The following is a 20,013-nucleotide window of genomic DNA, read 5'->3' as shown; positions in this document are numbered from 1 at the left end:
GGTAGTGCCGGGCGAGTCGGAAGCGGATCGGGCGCCGCGCCTGTTCACGGCGTTGTGGCCGTCGCAGGCCGCGGTCGAGCACCTGGCGGGCGCCGTCTCCGGGCTAGCCCCCGCGCGCGTGGCGGCAGCCTCGGAAGGACTGCGGCGGTTCCGGTTCGTTCCGGCCTCCAAGTGGCACCTGACGCTGCGCTTCCACGGCAGCGCCGAACCCGGGCCGCTGAGCGAACGGCTGGACCGGCGCGTCGCCGGACTCACCGGGCGACCGCACCTGCGGCTGACCGGAGCGGGCGCGTTCCGCAGCGTGCTGTGGGTCGGCGCGGAACCCGCCTCGGGCCGGGACGCGGAGCTGCTGCGGGAGTTGGTGCGGGCAGCAGGCGGCGACCCGGAGGAGTTCCGCGCGCACCTCACCGTGGCCCGCTGGAACGCGGGGCGGCCGAGCGGAGGCCGGCTCACCGGTCTGCTGCGGGCCTACTCCGGCCCGTGGTGGGAGGTCGGCGAGGTCGCGCTGGTGCGCTCCGACCAGGAAGCCGGGGGTTCCGCTTACCGGACGGTGCACCGGGTGCGGCTCGGTGGTCCGGATACGGAGGGCCGGGATGCCGCAAGTTCGGATGCAGGGCCCTCGGATGCAGGGACCACGCATGCAGGGACCACGCATGCACCGCGTTCGGATGCCGGGAACCAGGGCTGATGCGCAGGCCCTGATATCCTGCTCGGCGGATTCGGCTGTAGTCCGTGGCGGCCGTATCCGTGGGGACTCTGGGCACTCGAGAAGTCGGGCAGCCGAGAAGTCGGGCAGCCGAGCTGTTTGGCAGTCGGAAGATGGGCAGCCGGAAGATCACCGAATCGGCGCGGTCCGACATCGTCGGCCGCAATCCGCCGGACGGGATCGGCGGTGCGAAGGCAGTCGCGGAGCAGGCACCGATGCGGGGCACCTGCGACGCCGCGCTCCTTCCGGCCGCTGCCGCCGGGCTCGACCCGGGGATCCCACCGGTGCCCGCCGCGGTGCCGCACTCCGGTGCCGCCCGGCGACGCACTCCCTGACACGGCACGCGAAACAAGGAGAGTCAACTCGTGGCGCTGTCCACTACCGAGAAGAAGCAGATCCTGAGCGACTACGGCCTGCACGAATCCGACACGGGTTCGGCCGAGGCCCAGGTGGCCCTGCTGACCAACCGGATCTCGGGCCTGACCGAGCACCTCAAGCAGCACAAGCACGACCACCACTCGCGTCGCGGCCTGCTGCTGATGGTCGGTCGTCGCCGCCGGCTGCTGAACTACCTGACCAAGGTGGACATCGGACGGTACCGTTCGTTGATCCAGCGGCTCGGCCTGCGTCGTTGACCCGCCCCGGGGGAGCGTTCCATTGTGGATGCTCCCCCGGTCGCACAACCCAATGAGAGAATGCGGGCACGCGGTTGCCCGCAAATACCCGGGTCCACGCCCACGGCGGGTCAGCTCCGCCGGTCCTCGGTAGTGGCTTCCGCGGGCGGTTTCCGCCCCGGGCGCTTCGATCGATGACCGGCCTCGCCGGAAGACTCACCCGCGCAGTCGTGGACCCTTGCGGAAACGAGGAGTTCCACTTGACACAAGCGTCCAACGTCGACGAAGGCGTCTACGAGACGACGGCCGTACTGGACAACGGCGCCTTCGGCACCCGCGAGGTCCGGTTCGAGACGGGCAGGCTGGCCAAGCAGGCCGCGGGCAGCGTCGTGGCCTACCTGGACGACGAGACCATGCTGCTGTCGGCCACCACGGCCTCCAAGCAGCCCAAGGAGAATCTCGACTTCTTCCCGCTGACGGTGGATGTCGAGGAGCGGATGTACGCGGCGGGCCGCATTCCCGGCTCGTTCTTCCGCCGGGAGGGCCGCCCGTCCACCGACGCGATCCTGACCTGCCGGCTGATCGACCGGCCGCTGCGCCCGACCTTCGTGGACAACCTGCGCAACGAGGTCCAGGTCGTGGTCACGGTGATGAGCCTGGACCCGAAGGACCCCTACGACGTGCTCGCGATCAACGGCGCGTCGGCCTCCACCCAGCTTTCCGGCCTGCCGTTCTCCGGCCCGGTCGGCGGCACCCGGATGGCGCTGGTCGACGGGCAGTGGGTCGCGTTCCCGACCTACGAGCAGCTGCAGCGGGCCGTGTTCAACATGGTCGTCGCCGGGCGCATCGTGGGTGACGACGTCGCGATCATGATGGTCGAGGCCGAGTCCACCGAGCACACCGTCGAGCTGGTCGGCAACGGCGCGCAGGCGCCCACCGAGGAGGTCGTGGCCGAGGGGCTGGAGGCGGCGAAGCCGTTCATCCGCACCCTGTGCCAGGCCCAGCAGCAGCTCGCGCAGGCCGCGGGCAAGAGCACCGGGGACTACCCGGTGTTCCCGGCCTACGAGGACGACGTCTACAGCGCCGTCGAGGACGCGATCTCCGGCGACCTGTCGCAGGCGCTGGCCATCGCGGGCAAGCAGGAGCGCGAGAACCGCATCGACGAGGTCAAGCAGGCCGCGCTGGACAAGGTCGGCGTCGCCGAGGAGCAGCCGTTCGCCGGCCGCGAGAAGGAGGTCGGTGCCGCGTTCAAGGCGCTGACCAAGAAGCTGGTGCGGCAGCGCATCATCACCGAGCAGGTCCGCATCGACGGCCGCGGCCTGACCGACATCCGCAGCCTCTCCGCCGAGGTCGGCGTGATCCCGCGGACGCACGGTTCGGCGCTGTTCGAGCGCGGCGAGACCCAGATCCTGGGCGTGTCCACGCTGAACATGCTGCGCATGGAGCAGACCATCGACAGCCTCGGCCCGGACACGGCCAAGCGCTACATGCACCACTACAACTTCCCGCCCTACTCGACCGGCGAGACCGGCCGGGTCGGCAGCCCGAAGCGCCGCGAGATCGGCCACGGTGCGCTGGCCGAGCGGGCGCTGCTGCCGGTGCTGCCCTCCCGCGAGGAGTTCCCGTACGCGCTGCGGCAGGTCTCCGAGGCGCTGGGCTCGAACGGGTCGACCTCGATGGGCTCGGTGTGCGCCTCCACGCTGTCGCTGCTCAACGCCGGTGTGCCGCTGAAGGCGCCGGTCGCGGGCATCGCGATGGGCCTGGTCTCGGACGTGGTGGACGGCAAGACGCACTACGTCGCGCTGACCGACATCCTCGGCGCCGAGGACGCCTTCGGCGACATGGACTTCAAGGTCGCGGGCACCAAGGACTTCGTGACCGCGCTGCAGCTGGACACCAAGCTGGACGGCATCCCGTCCGAGGTGCTGGCGCAGGCCCTGGGCCAGGCTCGGGACGCGCGCTTCACCATCCTCGGCGTGATGGCCGAGGCGATCGGCACGCCGGACGAGATGAGCCCGCACGCGCCGCGGGTCACCTCGATCTCCATCCCGGTGGACAAGATCGGTGAGGTGATCGGGCCGAAGGGCAAGATGATCAACACGATCACCGAGGAGACCGGCGCCGAGATCACCATCGAGGACGACGGCACGATCTACGTGGGCGCCGCCGACGGCCCGTCCGCGGAGGCCGCCATCGACAAGATCAACGGCATCGCGAACCCGCAGCTGCCGAAGGTGGGCGAGCGGTTCCTGGGCACCGTGGTCAAGACCGCGGCCTTCGGCGCGTTCGTCTCGCTGCTGCCCGGCAAGGACGGGCTGGTGCACATCTCCAAGCTGGGCAACGGCAAGCGCATCGGCAAGGTCGAGGACGTGGTCAACGTCGGCGACAAGCTGCGCGTGGAGATCGCCGACATCGACAACCGCGGCAAGATCAGCCTGATCGTCGTGGACGAGGACGGCGAGTCCGGCGGATCGGACGAGGGATCGGGCGAGTCGGCTGAGTCCGGCGAGCAGGCCCCGGCCGAGGAAGCCGGAGCCACCGCCGAATGATCCATCGCGGACGCCGCACCGCCGGCGTCCGCGAGCAGCACGGCGTACGGCCCGTCCCGGACTTCCGGGGCGGGCCGTATCGTGTCCGGGGGTTACGGCGAAGAGATCTTGAAGGACGATGAAGCAGAACCAGACACGTGCCGGGCACCTGCAACGGCCGGGCACCACCCGCGTGCTGGGACGCAGCGGCGCGGAATCGGTGCGGCGCACGGTGCTGCCGGGCGGGCTGCGGGTGGTGACCGAGCAGGTGCCGGGAGTGCGCTCGGCCTCGGTCGGCGTCTGGGTCGGTGTCGGTTCGCGCGACGAGACGCGCCCGCAGGCCGGCGCCGCGCACTACCTGGAACACCTGCTGTTCAAGGGCACCGGGCGGCGCAGCGCGGTGGACATCGCCGAGGAGGTCGACGCCGTCGGCGGTGAGCTCAACGCGTTCACCTCCAAGGAGCACACCTGCTACTACGCGCACGTGCTCGACGAGGACCTGCCGCTGGCGGTGGACCTGCTCTGCGACGTCGTGTTCGACGCGGTGAACGCCTCCAGCGACGTGGACGTCGAACGCAGCGTGGTGCTCGAAGAGATCGCGATGCGCGACGACGACCCGGAGGACCTGCTGCACGAGGTGTTCGCCGAGACGGTCCTCGGCGATCACCCGCTGGGCCGGTCGGTGCTCGGCACCGAGGAGTCCATCACCGCGATGAGCCGCAACCGGGTGCACGGCTTCTACCGCCGCGGTTACGCGCTGCCGAAGATGGTGATCGCGGTGGCGGGCAACGTCGAGCACGCCCGCGTGCTGCGGCTGCTGCGCAAGGCGCTCGGTTCGCGGCTCGACGGGCCGCAGACGCCGCACCCGCCGCGTTCCGGGCGCGCCCGGCTGCCCAAGCAGCGCCCGCTGGTGCTGCGCCACGACGACACCGAGCAGGCGCACCTGCTGCTGGGCTGCCGCGCGCTGAACCGGCACGACGAGCGGCGGTTCACGCTCGGAGTGCTCAACGCGGCGCTCGGCGGCGGCATGAGTTCCCGGCTGTTCCAGGAGATCCGCGAGCGGCGCGGGCTGGCGTACTCGGTGTACTCGTCGGCAACCGCCTACTCGGACGCCGGTTCGTTCGCCGTCTACGCGGGCTGCCAGCGGGACCGGCTGGGCGAGGTGGCCGCGGTGATCCGCGAAACGCTGGCCGCGGTGGCCGCCGACGGGCTCGGCGAGGACGAGGTCGCCCGCGGGCGCGGGCAGCTGCGCGGCGGGCTGGTGCTGGGCCTGGAGGACACCGCTTCGCGGATGAGCCGGGTGGGCAAGAGCGAACTCAACTACGGCAGCCACCTCAGCGTGGAAGAGACGCTGGACCGCATCGACGCGGTCACCGCGCAGGACGTGGCCGCGCTGGCGCGGGACCTGCTGCGCAGGCCGCTGACCACGGCCGTCGTCGGACCGTACGAAGACGAGCAAGATTTGCCGGAACCCCTCCGGCGGTAGGAATTTCGCCGGCATCACCGGCTCGGCCACGCAGAACGCAGAAAGGCGGCACGTTCGTGACTTCCCCAGCTTCCACTCCGGTCCGGGTCGGCGTTCTCGGCGCGCGCGGGCGGATGGGTTCCGAGGCGGTGCGCGCCGTGCAGGAGGACCCCGGTGCGGAACTCGTCGCGTCGGTCAACCGCGAGGACTCGCTGGAGGTGCTGGTCAGTTCCGGCGCGCAGGTCGCGGTGGACCTGACGCACCCCGATTCGGTGCTGGAGAACGTGCGCTTCTGCGTCGAGCGCGGCATCCACGTCGTCGTCGGCACCAGCGGGCTCGGCCCGGACGAGCTGGAGCAGGTGCGCAGCTTGCTGGCCGAGCGGCCCGAGACCGGGGTGCTGGTGGTGCCGAACTTCGCGCTCGGCGCGGTGCTGTCGATGAAGTTCGCCGAGATCGCTGCCCGGTTCTTCGAGTCGGCGGAGATCGTCGAGCTGCACCACCCGAAGAAGGCGGACGCCCCGTCGGGCACCGCGGCTCGAACCGCGGAGGTCATCGCGCAGACCCGCGAGTCCGCAGGGCTCGAGGCCGCGCCGGACGCCACCAGCAGAGGGCTCGACGGCGCGCGCGGCGCCAAGGTGAACGAGGTGCCGGTGCACTCGATCCGGATGGCCGGACTGGTGGCGCACCAGGAGGTGCTGTTCGGCACCGAAGGGGAGACGTTGACCATCCGGCACGACTCCTACGACCGGCGTTCGTTCATGCCGGGCGTGCTGCTGGCCATCCGCGAAGTCGGCGGCAGGCCGGGGCTGACCGTCGGGCTCGACACCGTGCTGGGGCTGTGAATGTCCACCAACGAGCGGCAATCCTGGTTCGGTCCGCGCGCCGCGGCGTTCGTGCTCGCCGCGGTGCTGCTGGTCTACCTGGTGCTGATGGGGCAGCGCGCGGTCACGATGATCGTGACCGCGCAGCCGGTGTTCGTCGTGCTCGGGCTGGCGATCCTGGTGCTGCCGGTGCTGGGTGCGCTGCTGGTGGCCGACCAGCTCCGGTTCGGCGCGCAGACCGAGCGGCTGGCGCGGTTGCTGGAGTCCGAGGGGAACCTGCCGGACACCTCGCACCTGCCGTTGCGCCCCTCCGGGCGGGTGCAGCGGGAAGCCGCCGACGCCTGGTTCGAGCAGAAGCAGGCCGAACTCGAAGCCGCGCCGCACGAGTGGCGGGCGTGGTTCGCCCTCGCCCAGGCGTACGACTTGGCCGGGGACCGCAACCGCGGACGCAAGGCGATGCGCCGGGCGATCGAACTCCAGCGCGGCGACGCGGAGGGCGAAAAGTAGTTCATCCGGCGCCGCGGCGGTACCTACGAACGGCGGGGAACGTTCGGCGGCCCGGAAAAGTTCCCGTGCTCATCTCACGGATTGGTCGATTGGTTGACACCGGGTAGATCGCCCGCGCATGATCTACCGCATGTCGAGGTTCACCACTCTGGTGGCTCGCCTGCACGTCGATTTGCAGCAGCAGGCCAGCGCCCTGTGTAGCATTCGCTGACGATCCTTTCGCCGACTTCCGCGCAGGCCATTCAGCGGAGTTCGCCCGTGGAAAATCCGCGGGCGGAACCGCGCGGCGCGCAGCGCCGCACCTGAATCGCGGATTCCCTCTTCCTTTCGGCGCGGGCCGGCCGTTCCTGCGGCGGTTCGCGCAATTCCGTGTCCCCAACGGAACCAGACCCACCGGCCCGGAAACGCATTTCCGGGCCGGCGGGCAGGTGCGCCCGGGGGCGGACCGGAGGCACGTCCGGAATCGACGCCTCCCGTGCGGATCGATGCTGCGCGGGAATCGCTGGACCGGCGCCACCGGAAACCTTTCCCGAGAACACCTGTGCCCGAATGCAGGTAATCGAGTTCGAAGGTGCCCAGACGTTGGTGGAATTCCGCAGCAGACCGGAGAGAACATGAGAATCAAGGCGCGAGTGCTGCGCAGAGGAATGATCGGGGCGGCCGCCGCGCTGCTCGCGGTCGGCACCGTCACGTTGCCCGTGCAGGATGCCGACGCGGACGTGCAGGTCACGACGCAGCAGGTGCCGGGGGCCGACGGCAAGAACTACTCGGTCACCAACCACACCGTCCGCAACGTGGCGACCAAGGCCGCGGACGGAAAGCGCAAGGAATGGCTGCTGGTGTGGGCCGGTGACGAGAACATCGCCGACACCGCGGTCAAGGACGTCAAGGGCCTGCCCGGGTCGTTGAAGGATCCGGTGAACAAGGCGAAGAACGCGCTTCCCGGACCGGACTTCCTCGCGGTCATCGACGCGACGAAGGGTTCGGAGACCTACGGGAAGGTGGTCAACACCGCCACCGTGGGGCCGCTGGTGGAGAACGAGCCGCACCACATGCAATACGTGTGGCACAAGGGCGACACCATTTTCGCGGGCGCGTTGTTCCTCGGCGCGACCTACGCGTTCGACGTGACCAAGCTGCCGAACCTGGAGCTCAAGGGCGTCAGCTTGCCGACGCAGACGCTCGGCGGTTCGGTTCCGGACGCTTATTGGACGCTGAAGGACGGCACGTCCTACGGCACCTACATGGGCGGTCCGGTCGCTCCCGGTCCTTATCGCTACGACGACGGATCGGTGCACAGCGGAAACGGTTTCGCGGGTAGTCCGGGCGAAGTCGTGCGATTCGACCGGGACGGGAAGGTGCTTTCCCAATCCCCGGCCGCGACTCCGCAGGGCGACAACCCGAAGTTGTGCGACAACCTGCCGCGGCTGGGCAAACCCACCTGCGCCAACCCGCACGGCATCCAGGCCCGCGAGGACCTGAACACGCTGGTCACCAGCGACTACGCGGAACCGCGCAACATCATCCTGGACCCGGTCAAGCAACCGTCGCCGTACCTGCGGCGGCCGACCGTGCGCACCTGGGACATCTCCGACCGCAACCAGCCGAAGCTCAAGTCGGTGTCGTACCTGCCGGACGGGCCGCGCGCCGATCCGGAGGACCCGCTGCATTCGGAAAGCCGCGCGGTCATGGAAACCACCGTCACCAACCGGCCCGGCCACAAGGGCGCGTTCGCCGAAACCATGCAGGGCGGCGCGGTCTTCTACACCCCGGACATCACCGCCCCGGCCCCGCGCTGGACGCAGGTGTTCGACGACGGGCAGGCGTTGAAGGCGATCGACCCGGCGAACAACGACGCCAAGGGCAGCGGCTCGAACGGCGGCTGGATCCAGACCAGCCCGGACGACCGGTTCCTGTACCGCGCGGTGCAGGGCAGGCAGAAGGGCACGCTCGGCCCGGACGACCCGGGTGCCACCGGCGGCGTGTACACGCTGGACATCTCCAAGCTGACCAGCAAGGGCACCGACTTCCAGTGCTCCATCGACAGCGTCGAGAAGGCCGAGAACGGCGGCGGGCAGGACTGCCCGACGCTGGCCGGTGCGGCTCCGATCAACCCGGGACAGCCCGGGGCGGGTCCGCACTGGGGCGCCTACGACAACTTCAAGCCGGGCGCCGACGGCAAGTACGAGGAGACCAAGCAGCCCGGCCGGTTGGCGGTGTCGAACTACTTCGTCGCACGCACCGGCAACGACGGGGACCACAAGGTCAACATGATCGACCTCGCCGAGGACGGCCAGGTCAACGTGGACGAGTCGTTCAAGGACGAGGTCACCGGTGAGACGGGCATCAACTTCAACCGCAAGTCGTGGCCGCACGGGCCTTTCGGGAACGCGAAGCCGCACTCCGAGCTGTTCGTGGTCGCCGACGAGGACCTGAAGTAGCTCACCCGCCCGGGCATCGCCGCGCGCGGTGCCCGGGCCCCGGTTTTCCCTGCGTGAAGCGAGGTTTCGCGATGGACATGAGCGGTATGCACCCGGCAGCGACCGGTGTGGACGCCGCCGCGCTGGTGCTGCGCATCCTGCTGCTGTCGGGCACGGCCGTGGTCGCCGGGCTGGGGCTGCTGCGCGGGTCGGTGCGCACTACCGGGCGGGCGACGGTGGTGGTGGCCGCGGCCGCGGCCGTGATCGCCGCCGCGGCGAGCTTGCTGTCGATTCCGGTGCAGCACGTCAGCGTGCCGGTCGCGGTGGTGCACGCGGTGCTGGTGCTGGCGCTTCCGATCCTGCTGCGCCTGCCGTCGCCGGCTTCCTACCTCGGCTTCGCGCTGACCGTGCTGCTGATCGTGGAAAGCGGGCTCGGGCACTCGCCGGTGGAATTCTTCGCCGCGGCGGTGGCGAGCGCGGCCGTGGTCGGCTGGCTCGGGCTGGCCGGATACGGCTTGCTGCTGCCCGCCGAGCAGCGCCCGGACGGTGCGCCGCGGTTGCGGTACCTGGCATGGGCGCTGGCCGCGGCACTGGTGGTGGCGGTGGCGGTGCAGTTGTTCAGCACCGGCATCGCGGATCGCAGGCTGCTGAGCCCGCTGGGTGCGGCGCTGCTCGTGCTCACACTGTCCATAGTGGCCGTTGTTGGGGCGGTTCTGCTGCTGCGCCAGGAGAATCCTTGGCGGATCTACCGCTTCGGTGCAGGCGCGGTCGCCGTGGCCTTCGTCGCGTTCACGGTGCTGCCCGCGATTCCGCGTCCCGGTGAGCTCCCGCAGCCGGGAGTCGCCCGGCTCGCGCACGCCACCGTCGGCGAGCAGGACGTGCCGGTGCTGGTGACGCCGCACCGCCCAGGGCCCAACCTGGTGCACCTGCCGGAAAGCGCAGGTGACGAGCTGACCATCGACTCCGGTGGGCGGCCCGTCCGGGCGGTTTCGCGGCCGGGCACCAGCGGTCACTGGGCGCAGGTGGACCTGCCGGCCGGGCGCAGCGATCTGGTGCTGCGGAGCGGCGCCGCGGAAGGAAGCGTCGAAGTCGACACCGGCGACGCACCCGGGCCCGCCGACGCGGCGGGCCCCGACGGGCCGGAATGCGCCAGCGCCGCGCTCGCCGGAATCGTTGCGGGACAACGGGATCCGCTCACCGGTTGCCCCGCCGATTCGCTCCAGCCGCAGGACGCCGAGGCGCTGCGCGCCCTCGTCGGATACGTGCACCGCAACGGCGCACCCGGAATCACCGTGATCGGCGACGACTCGCCGCGCTCCCGGCAAGCCACCGGCGTGGTGCGAACGGCGGCGGACGCGGCGCGCCTGCCGGTCAGCGGCGCACCGCGATCCGAGAACGCGCTGATCCTGGTGTCCGGCTGGACCAACGCGGCCGAACACCTCGAATCGGTGCGGCAACGGCCCGGCGGGCCACCGAACTACACCTACGGCGCCCACCTCGCGCCGTGGCTGCTGCACAGCCCCGTGACCACCGCGGCGGCCAGCTCGGCCGCTCCGCTGCGGTTCGACCCGCGCGACTACCGGTCGCTCGAATACGGCATGGCCATCAACGAGGGATTCGGCGGCGAACCGCCATCGGTGGCCGGGCTGGAGACCTGGCTCGCCGCGCGCGGGCAGCGGATCGAAGACCCCATCTCGGTGTACGCGGCCGCGCAGGTCGACGTGATGCAGATGGACATGCCCGGAATGGGCGGGATGAAGATGCCGATGCACGGCTCCGACCCCGCCGGCCAGTGGCTCCCGCGCGGCACCGTCGTCCCCGTCTCCGGCCCGTTGACCCCGGATTGATCGTTCTGGGCCCATTTTGCGTAGCGGTGCCGGTTGCGAACGCCGTGAGAGCGGCTAGCGCCGCTTGAAACGCAACAAGCACAACAGCCGCCTTCCGTGGCGAACGCCGCTACGCAACCGGGAAAGATCGAGCCGAACGGGTTTGTTGGACCACAACGGCAAGCTTTCGAGACGAGGAGAATCCATGTCCGCAGTCGGCGTCGACAGCGCCCCCAGAACCCCGCCGCCTCCCGCGGCCCAAGCACCACCGGCCCGGCCCGGCGTCGTGACCGCCGGCATCCTGCTCGCCGTCGTCGTCGGCCTCGCCGTCGCGGCCGAAGCCGGGTGGAAACTGACCGTCCTCTACGCCGTCGGGCTCGCGCTCGGCACCGTGCTGTTCCACTCGCGGTTCGGTTTCACCTCGGCGTGGCGGCAGCTCGTTTCGGTCGGTCAAGGGCGCGCGCTGCGGGCGCACATGGTCATGCTGGCCGCGGCCTGCCTGCTGTTCTCCGCGATCCTCGGCGGCGGGCTCGGGCTCTCCGGCGCGCCGGAAGGGACCGTCGCGCCCGCCGGGCTCGGCGTGATCCTCGGAGCGTTCCTGTTCGGGGTGGGGATGCAGGTCGGCGGCTCGTGCGCGTCCGGCACGCTGTTCGCGGTGGGCAGCGGGCAAACCGCGATCCTCTACACCCTCGGCGGCTTCATCGCGGGTTCAGTGCTCAGCGCGTTCATCTCGCCCTGGATCAAGACGCTGCAGAACACCGGCCCCACGGTGTCGTTCGCGGACACCCCGCTGGGCTATCCCGGCGCGCTGCTCATCTCGCTGGTGATCATCGCGGCGGTCGTGGGCGTGTCGCTGCTGGTCGAACGTCGCCGCACGCCGCCGCCGATCGAGCAGCCGCCCACGGCGCGCGGATTCCTGCGAGTGCTGCGCGGCTCGTGGCCGCTGTGGGCCGGGGCGCTGCTGCTGGCCGGGTTCAACGCGCTGACGCTGTTCATCTCCGGAGGGCCGTGGGGCATCACCTCGGCGTTCGGGCTGTGGGGCGCGAAGTTCCTCGGCTGGATCGGGGTGGACATCTCCGGTTCGCCCTTCTGGAGCGACCCGGAGAACACCGCGAAGCTGCAAGCGTCGGTGCTCGCCGACAAGACCTCGGTGATGGACTTCGGCATCATGATCGGCGCGCTGATCGCTTCCGCGCTGGCCGGAGCGTTCGTGCTGCACCGGCGGGTCCCGCTGCGGCTCGCGCTCGGCGCGGTGCTCGGCGGCATCGCCATGGGCCTCGGCGCGCGGCTGGCCGGTGGCTGCAACATCGGCGCCTACTTCTCCGGCATCGCCTCGTTCAGCCTGCACGGCTGGCTGTGGGGAGTGCTGGCCATCGCAGGCACCTACGCAGGCCTGCTGCTGCGGCCCCTGTTCGGGCTGGGCAATCCGAAACCCGGCGACGCGGTGTGCTGAGCCCGCGCCGGTGAACCGGGCGCGGCGCGCCGGGTCCCGGCTGGCTCCGCCGTGGCACAGACCTCCCGCCGACCGGCGGGAGAGCACGGAAGGAAGAGATCACCATGCCGAAAACCCTCGCCAGGGTGGCCACCACGGCCGCGGCCACCCTCGCCCTCGCCGGGTTCGGCGCGGGCGTCGCGCACGCCGACCCGCCGTCGATCTGGCTCGTGCCCGGCGTGGACGCCGGTGGACTGCTCAGCCCCACCGTCGGCCTGCCGACCGCCGCCCTCAACCCCGTCGTCGGACTGCTCGACGCGCTCGACTGACCAGGAGGAAACCGTCATGAACGCTGAACTGCGCCGCGGACTCGCGGTGTCCGCGCTGGTCGGAACCGCCCTGCTGGGCGGGGCCGGCGCCGCGGTGGCCGCACCGCAGTCCGCGCCGGAGCAGGACGGTGTCGTCGTGGTCGACGAACCGGACACCGGCGACCTGCACAACAAGTGGACCTTCGCGCCGCTCGGGGTCCCGGTGTTCGGCCTGGTCGACTCGGTGCTGGACGTGCCGGGCAAGCTCTTGCCGGGGGCGTGAGCGCCGCTTCGGGTGACGGCGGCCCCGGTCAGGCACCGGGGCCGTCCACGCGGCGGCTCAGATCCAGGCGATCATCAAGCCGGGGGCGACCGCCAGCGCCGCGAAGCGGGCGAAGCGGCCCACCAGGCCCGTGATCAAGAACGTGCTCAGCGGCACCCGCGCCCAGCCCGCGACCACGCAGGTCGCCAGGAACGGTGGCAGGCTCGCCGCCGCGCTCAGCAGCAGCACTCCACCGGTCCACATCGGACGGTGCAGGCACCAGGCGCGGAACCGGTCCAGCCATTCCTTCCAGCGGCCGGTGTGGTGCTCCGGATCGCTGCGGCGCTGCAGGAAACCGGGAAGTTTGATGATGCCGCGCGCGGCGTAGTAGTAGAGCAGCTTGCCGCCGATCTGCCCGAGGGTCACCACCAGCGCCAGCAGCCACCAGGGCACCTCCGGGCCCTTGACGACCATGCCGACGACGAAGATCTCCACGCTGATGATCGGGAACAGCGCGGAAACCACCGACATCCCGAAGGCGGTGGAGATCAAACCGATGGAGGTCAGCACGGGTCCTCCGGAGGTCGGTGCGTGGTCAGCGCCAGGCTAGCAACATCCGCCGAACGGCATCGTGTGGCCGGGCGGCTGCGGAGCGTTTCCGGCCGGGCCGCGACCCGCCCCCCGCAGGCGGCTCACTCCGGCCGGGAGAGTTCCAGGTCGAGCGGGCCGGACAGGCGCAGCTCCCGCAGCGGGCGACCAGCGGCGTCGAGCGTGCGGACCGTGCCGTCCGGACCCCAACCGGCGTGCTCGAAGAACGCGAGCGAGGCCGAATCCTCCTCCGGAACCCAGGTGATGCCGCGCGTGGCGCCGCCCTCGGCGAGCTGTTGCGCCATGGTCGCCAGCAGCCGGCCGCCGTGCCCGCGGCGACCCCAACGCGGCTCGACGAGCAGCGTGCTCACCAGCGCCACGGTCGCCGCATCCGGCGGTGGGGTGCCGTTCGCGGCGGCGGCTTCCTGCTCGGGAGCACGACCTGCGGCGCAGAACCCGACCGTCCATTCGCCCTCGGTGGCCACCAGCAACGTCACCTGGCCGCCGTGCAGTGCCTCTTCCCAGCTGCGTCGCGCCGCGTTCTCGTCCACGCTCGCCAGCGCTTCCGGCGGCAGCAGCTCGGCGTAGGCGCTGCGCCAGGTGGTGAGCTGGATCCGTGCGATCTCGGGGACGTCGGAAGGCGCGGCGAGGCGCACATCGGCATCGGCCATGCGCGCCAAACTAGCTGGGAGGTCAGTCCGGATGCGTGCGGGCGGGGGAGACGCGGTGCCGCGCGGGTTGCGTGACCGGTTCGTCCGGCGCGCGCAACAGCTCGCCGAACCGGTTCGTCGAGCCATGCGCTGCGGTTCGGTGCGCCGGGCGGGGTTGTCGGTGCGGCCTGGCACCATCCGGGTGATGGAGACGATGAGTGCTGCGGCAGCACGGCGGACGGCGCTGGCCGCCCAAGGGTTCGCCGCGCAGGGATCCACTGCCGCACGGCCGATCGGGGAGGCGAACAGGCAGCACCTGAACCGGGCGCTGGGTCGGACGAAGCTGCTGCAGATGGACTCGGTGAACGTCGCGGTGCGGGCGCACTACATGCCGCTCTACAGCCGCCTCGGCGCTTACTCCGCGGAGCTCGTCGACAACGCCGCTTGGACGCACAGCGCGAAAAAGCCGCGGCTGCTCGTCGAGTACTGGGCGCACGAAGCCTCCCTCATACCGGTGCGGGACTGGCCGCTGCTGCGCTGGCGGATGCGCGAACACGGCGGCTCGTGGCGGCGGGGCCTGCGCGAGCTGCTGGAGGACTCACCCGGCCTCATCGACGACGTGCTCGCCGCGGTCAAAGACCTCGGTCCGGTCGGCGCAGGCACCCTCGAACGCGAACTCGGCGGTGACACCCGCCAGGGGCGCGGACCGTGGTGGAACCGCACCGACACCAAACGGGTCTGCGAGTTGCTCTTCGCCATGGGCGAGCTGACCACCGGCACCCGCCGCGGTTTCGAACGGCTCTACGACCTGCCGGAACGGGTGCTGCCGGCGGACGTGCTCAGCCAAGACCCGGACGAGCACGACGCGGTGCGCGAACTCGTGCGGCGCTCCGCGGACGCGCTCGGCGTCGCGACCGAAGCCGAGCTGCGCGACTACTACCGGCTCAGCCCGCAGCGCGGCCGCCGCGCCGTCGACGAGCTCGTGGAAAACGGCGACCTCGAACCGGTCGCGGTGCACGGCTGGCGCAACCAGGCGTACCGGCACGTCGACGCACGCACGCCGAGGCGGGTGCGCGGCAGCGCGCTGCTCTGCCCGTTCGACCCGTTGATCTGGGAGCGCTCGCGGGCCGAGCGGCTGTTCGGCTTCCGCTACCGCATCGAGATCTACGTGCCGCAGCCGCAACGCGAGTACGGCTACTACGTCTTCCCCTTCCTGCTCGACGGTGAACTGGTGGCCCGGGTCGACTTGAAAGCCGACCGGACCGCGAAGGTGCTGCGCGTGCCCGGCGCGTTCGGCGAACCCGACCGCGATCTCGGCAAGATCGCCCCGGAGCTCGCCGCCGCGCTGCACGACATGGCCGCCTGGTTGGGCCTGGACGGCGTTGCCGTCGGAACCCGGGGCGACCTCGCCGACCCGCTGCGCGCGCTCACCGCAGCGTCCTGATCCGCTCGCTCACCCGGCCGAGGTGAGCAGCGCGTCGCCGCTACCGGTGCGGCCGAAGATCCGCAGCGGGGGCTCGTCCTCGGCAGGCTCCGCCGAAACCTCCAGGTCGCTGTGCGCCGACCCGGTCGTGGAGGTCAGGTCCACTTCCGCGGTCACCCCGCGCCGCACCGCGACCCGCAGCTCACCGGAACCCGTGATCAGCTCGGTCTGGCCGCGGGCGGCTTCGGAGATGGTGATGTCACCGCTGCCGGACCGGACCAGCACGTCCGCGTGCACCGCGCCCAGCCACACGCTGCCGCTGCCGGTCACCACCGACGACGCCGCACCCACCGAGGCGATCTCCACGTCACCGCCGCCGCTGCGGGCCTGCACCCCGGCACCCATCTCCCCGAGCCGCAGCGCGCCCGAACCGGTGCGCGCGACCGCGTTGCCGCCGGCCCGTTCCACGGAGACCGCGCCACCACCGGACTCCACCCGCGCCCGGCTCGCCGGACCGGTCACGCGCACGTCGCCGCCGGTCGAGCGCACCGAGACCTCGGTTTCCTCCGGTGCCCGCACCGTGATCGCCAGCGGAACGGTGCGCAGCGGCACCGTGCTCGGCGCGCGCACCGACAACCTGTTGCCGCCGGTGAAGTCGATCGTGGTCTGGCGCACCGCCTCCGCGATCGGTTCCCCGGGGCCGCGGTCGCCGAAGGCGCGATCCCCGAGCCCGCCGCCGAAACCGCCAGCCCCGAGACCACCAGCCCCGAGACCACCACGCCGTCCGGCTTCGCTGATCTGCCCGCCGACCCAGTTGAGCAGGCCGGACAGGCCGGTGCGCCATTCCGGGCCACCACCCGCGGAGTCGTGCCGGATCTCCACGTGCGTGGTCACCGTCTCGGCCAGCTCGACGTTGATCGCGCCGAGGCTGTTGCCGACGTCCACGACGATCGGCCCAGGAGTGTCGAATTCCTGGGTCCGCACGAGCTCGTTCGGTTCCCGGGATTCGGCATCGCCGGGTTGGGAGTCGCCGGGTTGGGAATTCCGGCCGGTGTCGCTGTTCAAGGTCGCCACCTCCCGTCAGCCCTGCACCCAGCCGTGGACCCGGGAGCCGTAGCCTTCGTCGCCGCGAAAGCGGCCCGGCCCGCCCCAACCGGGTCCGCGACCCGGCCGGTGGTGCTCCCACGGTCCCCGCGGTCTGCCGCCGTGCAGGGCGCCTTGCACTGCCTGCGCGACCCACGTGTTCAGCGACACGCCCTGCGTGGACGCGGCGTTCTCGGCCTGCGACTTGATCTCGTCGAGCAGCCGCAGCGTGATCCTGCTGATGTCACCGCTGTCGCCGCCCGGAGGCGGTGGCGGCGGCCGGTCGTCCTCGGCGGTCGAAGCCTTCCCGCCGCCTCCGCCGCTGACCGCCACCCGGACGTCCCGCCCGTCCAGCCGGACGTCGACGACCTGGTCTTCCAGGTGCGTGGTGACCTCCGCGGCGAGGTCGGACAGCGCGTTCATGATCGCCAGCCGTGCCGCGGGCTCGATCGCGGCCGAGAGCACGGCGGCGGTCTGCCGGGTCTGCTCGTCGCCCGCCGAGGCGGCGGACGTGAGGTCTTCGCGAAGCTGGTTGATGTAAGGGCTCAGATCCATGACACCAATATGGCGTCGATGCTGGCGTCGCGCAATCATTCGATGGTGTCGTCCGGTGTCACCGCGCCATCGCGAGTGGTGACCGGCCGGTGCGGCAGGACTGTCGGCACGGCCGGTTACGCTCGTTCCCGCAACCGCCGCAGCAGCGGCGGAGCAGCAGAAACCCCGAGACGAGCCAGAAGGGTCCGCGCACCGTGACCGAGATCGTGCCGCCGAAGGTCCAGCTCATCGGCAAGACGGAGTTCCTCCCCCCGGCCGACGTGGACTGGTCCACCGATGCAGACGGCGGCCAGGCGCTCGCGGAGTTCGCCGGCCGGGCCTGCTACCAGTCCTGGCGCAAGCCGAACCCGGCCACGGCCACCAACGACGGCTACCTGCGGCACATCATGGAGGTCGGCCACCTGTCCGTGCTGGAGCACGGCTCGGTGACCTTCTACCTGACCGGCATGTCCCGCTCGCTGACCCACGAGCTGATCCGGCACCGGCACTTCTCCTACTCGCAGCTGTCCCAGCGCTACGTCCCGGAGCGCGACGCCGCGATGGTCGAACCCGACGTGATCGCCGAGGACCCGGCGCTGCACGAGAAGTTCGTGCAGGCCACCGAGGCGAGCGTGCACGCGTACAACGAGCTGCTGGAAGCGCTGCAGGAGAAGTTCGCCGACGAGCCGAAGGCGACGCTGCGCCGCAAGCAGGCCCGCCAGGCCGCGCGCACGGTGCTGCCGAACGCGACCGAGACCCGCATCGTCGTGACCGGGAACTACCGCGCGTGGCGGCACTTCGTGGCGATGCGCGCGAGCGAGCACGCCGACGTGGAGATCCGCGCGCTCGCCGTGGAATGCCTGCGCCAGCTGCAGAAGGTTGCACCGAACGTGTTCGGCGACTTCGAGATCACCAGCCTCACCGACGGCACCGAGGTCGCGTCCAGCCCGTTCGTCACCGAGGGCTGACTTCCGGCCGAGCGCCCGGTGCGCGTGCCGGTTCGCTGATCACGGCTACAGTGGCCGCATGGGTGTGGCCAACGACGAGCGCCGGGAACTCTGCGACCTGTTCGAGCGGGTCGGGCCGGACGCGCCGACGCTGTGCGGTGACTGGAAGACCAAGGACCTCGCGGTGCACCTGCTGCTGCGCGAGCGTCGTCCGGACGCGCTGGCGGGCAAGTTCATCAAGGCGCTCGCCGAGCGCGGCGACAAGGTGGAGCAGGAGCTGCGGGACAAGCCGTGGCCGGACCTGATCGCCACGTTGCGCGAGGGGCCGCCGAAGTGGAACCCGATGTCGTTCGGCTCGGTGGACGAGACCGTCAACGCCGCCGAGTTCTACGTGCACCACGAGGACGTGCGCCGCGCGCAGCCGGGCTGGCAGCCGCGCCCGTCCGACCCGGAGCGGGAGGAAGCGCTGTGGAAGTCGCTGTCCCGGGTGGCGAAGGTGTTCTACGGCCGCAGCCCTGTCGGCGTGGTGCTGCGCCGCCCGGACGGCACCGAGATCGCCGCGAAGCGCGGTCCGCGCACGGTGCGCCTCAGCGGTGAGCCGAGCGAGCTGATCCTGCACGCCTTCAGTCGCCGCCAGCACCAGGTGGAAATCGAAGGCAACGAGGCGGACGTGCTCGCGGTGGAGGACTTGCGCCGTTCGTTCTGAAGCCGGTCGCGTTCGAACCGGCTGGGCCGAACGGGTGACCGGCGGCGCCGTGCGGATCGCACGCATGTGCCGCTGGAAAACCCGCGCCACCGCAGCCGCCGCGACGGAAGAAGATCGGCCCGCACGGGCGCTGACCGGTACCTTTCCGGCTGCCGCCGGTCGCGGCGGAGGTCCTGCGCACGGCCGCCGATGCGGCGCGTTGATCAATGGACTCACCAGGTAGCGTCAGGAGCTATGACCGTCTGTCCTACCGCTGCCCCTGGCCGACCGTTCGGCCGGGTCCTGACCGCCATGGTGACGCCGTTCGACGGAGACGGGAAGCTCGACCTGGCGTTGTCCCAGGAGTTGGCGACCTACCTGGTCGATCACGTCGGCAACGACGGCCTCATCGTCAACGGCACCACGGGAGAGAGCCCCACGACCAGCGACGACGAGAAGGAGCGCCTGCTGCAGGCGGTCGTCGAGGCGGTCGGCGACCGGGCGACCGTCGTCGCGGGCGCGGGCACGAACAACACCGAGCACTCGGTGGAGCTGGCTCGCAGCGCCGAGAAGGCGGGCGCGCACGGTCTGCTGGTGGTCACCCCGTACTACTCGCGGCCCCCGCAGGAGGGGCTGCTGGCGCACTTCGGCACGGTCGCGGACGCGACCGATCTGCCGGTGATGCTCTACGACATCCCGCCGCGTTCGGTGGTGCCGATCCAGACCGACACGCTCAAGCGGCTCGCCGAGCACCCGCGGATCAAGGCCGTGAAGGACTCCAAGCACGACCTGTGGGCGGGCAGCGAGGTGCTGTGCAACAGCGATCTTGCCTACTACTCCGGTGAGGACCCGCTGAACCTGCCGTGGCTGTCGGTCGGCGCGGTCGGCTTCGTCAGCGTGATCGGCCACGTGGTGGGCGACCGCCTGCGCAAGATGCTGGACGCGTTCGAGGCCGGGGACATCGAGTCGGCGCGGGACGTGCACGCCGGTCTCATGCCGGTGTACCGCTCGATGAACTTCGTCGGTGGCGTGATCTTCTCGAAGACGGCGCTGCGGCTGTGCGGCTACGAGACCGGGCATCCGCGGCTGCCGCTGCCGCAGGCCACCGACGAGCAGGTGCGGGTGATCACCAGCGATCTGTGGGACGCCGGTCTTGTCCTGGTCAACCCCGATGCCGCAGCAGAGGTGACGTCCCGGTGAGCACGCAGCCTTCC

General features: G+C 71.1%; 20 protein-coding genes. 16 read left to right on the top strand and 4 right to left on the bottom strand.

Annotation, left to right across the window (positions count from 1 at the left end; genetic code table 11):
* Positions 1-4: 4 nt before the first annotated feature.
* From V1457_RS00765 to V1457_RS00710, 12 genes are all read left to right on the top strand, one after another.
* On the top strand, positions 5-688 hold the full coding sequence (locus V1457_RS00765; RefSeq protein WP_338599086.1) for a 2'-5' RNA ligase family protein: 684 nt from the start codon (positions 5-7) through the stop codon (positions 686-688).
* Between the two features lie 131 nt (positions 689-819).
* Positions 820-1,041 (top strand): hypothetical protein, encoded by a 222-nt coding sequence (locus V1457_RS00760; RefSeq protein ID WP_338599083.1) that lies wholly within the window; start codon positions 820-822, stop codon positions 1,039-1,041.
* 30 nt (positions 1,042-1,071) lie between these two features.
* Positions 1,072-1,341 carry a 30S ribosomal protein S15 gene (gene rpsO, locus V1457_RS00755; protein WP_200070075.1) on the top strand — a complete coding sequence of 90 codons (270 nt, stop codon included), beginning with the start codon at positions 1,072-1,074 and terminating at the stop codon, positions 1,339-1,341.
* A gap of 239 nt (positions 1,342-1,580) precedes the next feature.
* Entirely contained in the window at positions 1,581-3,869 is a 2,289-nt protein-coding gene (locus V1457_RS00750) for a polyribonucleotide nucleotidyltransferase (RefSeq protein WP_338599079.1), read from the top strand.
* A 118-nt stretch (positions 3,870-3,987) separates the two neighbouring features.
* Entirely contained in the window at positions 3,988-5,334 is a 1,347-nt protein-coding gene (locus V1457_RS00745) for a pitrilysin family protein (protein ID WP_200070073.1), read from the top strand.
* 56 nt (positions 5,335-5,390) lie between these two features.
* Positions 5,391-6,155, top strand: coding sequence for a 4-hydroxy-tetrahydrodipicolinate reductase (gene dapB, locus V1457_RS00740; RefSeq protein ID WP_338599074.1), 765 nt, complete (start codon positions 5,391-5,393; stop codon positions 6,153-6,155).
* The gene (locus V1457_RS00735) at positions 6,156-6,641 is read left to right on the top strand and encodes a hypothetical protein (RefSeq protein WP_200070071.1); all 486 of its coding nucleotides are present in this window, start codon (positions 6,156-6,158) and stop codon (positions 6,639-6,641) included.
* 614 nt (positions 6,642-7,255) lie between these two features.
* Positions 7,256-9,082: a hypothetical protein gene (locus V1457_RS00730; protein WP_338599069.1), complete on the top strand. Its 1,827-nt coding sequence runs from the start codon at positions 7,256-7,258 to the stop codon at positions 9,080-9,082.
* 71 nt (positions 9,083-9,153) lie between these two features.
* Complete coding sequence (locus V1457_RS00725) at positions 9,154-10,908, top strand: hypothetical protein (protein ID WP_338599066.1); 1,755 nt, start codon at positions 9,154-9,156, stop codon at positions 10,906-10,908.
* Between the two features lie 184 nt (positions 10,909-11,092).
* Entirely contained in the window at positions 11,093-12,340 is a 1,248-nt protein-coding gene (locus tag V1457_RS00720; protein ID WP_338599063.1) for a YeeE/YedE family protein, read from the top strand.
* A gap of 104 nt (positions 12,341-12,444) precedes the next feature.
* Complete coding sequence (locus tag V1457_RS00715) at positions 12,445-12,648, top strand: hypothetical protein (RefSeq protein WP_200070068.1); 204 nt, start codon at positions 12,445-12,447, stop codon at positions 12,646-12,648.
* Between the two features lie 16 nt (positions 12,649-12,664).
* Positions 12,665-12,910 carry a hypothetical protein gene (locus tag V1457_RS00710; RefSeq protein ID WP_338599060.1) on the top strand — a complete coding sequence of 82 codons (246 nt, stop codon included), beginning with the start codon at positions 12,665-12,667 and terminating at the stop codon, positions 12,908-12,910.
* 57 nt (positions 12,911-12,967) lie between these two features.
* Here the strand turns inward: V1457_RS00710 and V1457_RS00705 are convergent, their stop codons facing one another.
* Both V1457_RS00705 and V1457_RS00700 read right to left on the bottom strand, forming a co-directional pair.
* Entirely contained in the window at positions 12,968-13,459 is a 492-nt protein-coding gene (locus V1457_RS00705) for a YqaA family protein (protein WP_295142058.1), read from the bottom strand.
* A gap of 122 nt (positions 13,460-13,581) precedes the next feature.
* Positions 13,582-14,148, bottom strand: a complete 567-nt coding sequence (locus V1457_RS00700) for a GNAT family N-acetyltransferase (protein WP_200070066.1) — start codon at positions 14,146-14,148, stop codon at positions 13,582-13,584.
* A 184-nt stretch (positions 14,149-14,332) separates the two neighbouring features.
* Between V1457_RS00700 and V1457_RS00695 the strand changes: the two genes are divergently transcribed.
* Positions 14,333-15,571, top strand: a complete 1,239-nt coding sequence (locus V1457_RS00695) for a DNA glycosylase AlkZ-like family protein (RefSeq protein WP_338604756.1) — start codon at positions 14,333-14,335, stop codon at positions 15,569-15,571.
* Positions 15,572-15,580: 9 nt separating this feature from the next.
* On the opposite strand, the gene V1457_RS00690 is transcribed toward V1457_RS00695, so the two are convergent.
* Complete coding sequence (locus V1457_RS00690; RefSeq protein ID WP_338599053.1) at positions 15,581-16,615, bottom strand: DUF4097 family beta strand repeat-containing protein; 1,035 nt, start codon at positions 16,613-16,615, stop codon at positions 15,581-15,583.
* Between the two features lie 15 nt (positions 16,616-16,630).
* On the bottom strand, positions 16,631-17,188 hold the full coding sequence (locus tag V1457_RS00685; protein ID WP_338599050.1) for a toxin-antitoxin system HicB family antitoxin: 558 nt from the start codon (positions 17,186-17,188) through the stop codon (positions 16,631-16,633).
* 194 nt (positions 17,189-17,382) lie between these two features.
* On the opposite strand from V1457_RS00685, the gene thyX reads away from it, so the two are divergent.
* The 3 genes from thyX (at position 17,383) to dapA (ending at position 19,999) form a co-directional block, all read left to right on the top strand.
* Positions 17,383-18,135, top strand: a complete 753-nt coding sequence (gene thyX, locus V1457_RS00680) for an FAD-dependent thymidylate synthase (RefSeq protein WP_338599047.1) — start codon at positions 17,383-17,385, stop codon at positions 18,133-18,135.
* Between the two features lie 58 nt (positions 18,136-18,193).
* A complete protein-coding gene (locus tag V1457_RS00675; RefSeq protein WP_295150461.1) occupies positions 18,194-18,820 on the top strand; it encodes a TIGR03085 family metal-binding protein in 627 nt (208 codons plus the stop codon).
* A 234-nt stretch (positions 18,821-19,054) separates the two neighbouring features.
* Positions 19,055-19,999, top strand: coding sequence for a 4-hydroxy-tetrahydrodipicolinate synthase (gene dapA, locus V1457_RS00670; protein ID WP_200070060.1), 945 nt, complete (start codon positions 19,055-19,057; stop codon positions 19,997-19,999).
* Positions 20,000-20,013: the final 14 nt, after the last annotated feature.

It is taken from the genome of Saccharopolyspora sp. SCSIO 74807, assembly GCF_037023755.1.
In the GTDB taxonomy this organism is placed as follows: domain Bacteria; phylum Actinomycetota; class Actinomycetes; order Mycobacteriales; family Pseudonocardiaceae; genus Saccharopolyspora_C; species Saccharopolyspora_C galaxeae.
The sequence above is the reverse complement of the archived record's forward strand: the minus strand, read 5'-3'. Positions and strand labels throughout refer to the sequence as shown.